This window comes from Pseudomonas syringae group sp. J309-1 (genome assembly GCF_032582135.1).
In the GTDB taxonomy this organism is placed as follows: domain Bacteria; phylum Pseudomonadota; class Gammaproteobacteria; order Pseudomonadales; family Pseudomonadaceae; genus Aquipseudomonas; species Aquipseudomonas quasicaspiana.
In genome coordinates this window covers 1-562 of the sequence record NZ_JAWHNU010000140.1, presented here as the reverse complement: position 1 = coordinate 562, position 562 = coordinate 1, and the positions used below count along the sequence as shown (strand labels likewise).

Here is a 562-nt window from a genome sequence, read left to right as displayed (position 1 = left end):
CTGCGGAACCCGGCTGTAGTCGCGCGGGAGGCTCGCCAAGCCGTCCGCGGTCGAGCGGTTGTCGGTGGAATAGAGCTCCTCGGAGGCCTTGCCGCCGTCGCGGGTTTGAAGCGCGTAGATCAGGGCGCCGCCGAGGCCGACGCTCGCGACCAGCCCGATCCCGGCGAGCACCTTGCGTGACAGCCGCGTGACCCTTGGAGCTTCGGCGCGCAGCCGCATGGTCGAGGCAGCCTCCGGGGCGGCCCCCGTCAGCGGCGCCGTCTCGTCTTTCGGGGACTGCGGCTCGCTCACGATGTGGGCCTCCCGTCGGTGCGGGTAACGCGAACCCGCCTCTGGCGATCGCCGGCGCCCAACCGCAGCTCGGCGGCCGCGAACAGGCGATCGACGATCATGTAGTTGCCGCGAGCGCGGTAGTTCACGAGCTCGGACGTGTTGCCCTCAGGGCCGACCACGAACAACGGCGGCATCTCGCCCTGGGCGATGCCCCGGGGGAACTCGATGAACACCTGCCGCCCATCGTCATAGGCGCGCAGCGGCCGCCAAGGCGCGCGGTCGCCCTCGA

General features: G+C 71.5%; 1 protein-coding gene and 1 pseudogene. Both read right to left on the bottom strand.

Annotated elements, in window-relative coordinates:
- Window positions 1-291, bottom strand: a pseudogene (locus tag RX972_RS29125) (conjugal transfer protein TraI); the annotation flags it as partial.
- A partial coding sequence (locus RX972_RS29120; protein WP_316880761.1) for a TrbG/VirB9 family P-type conjugative transfer protein occupies window positions 288-562 on the bottom strand: 275 nt, incomplete at its 5' end. The gene RX972_RS29120 and the pseudogene RX972_RS29125, both read right to left, overlap by 4 nt.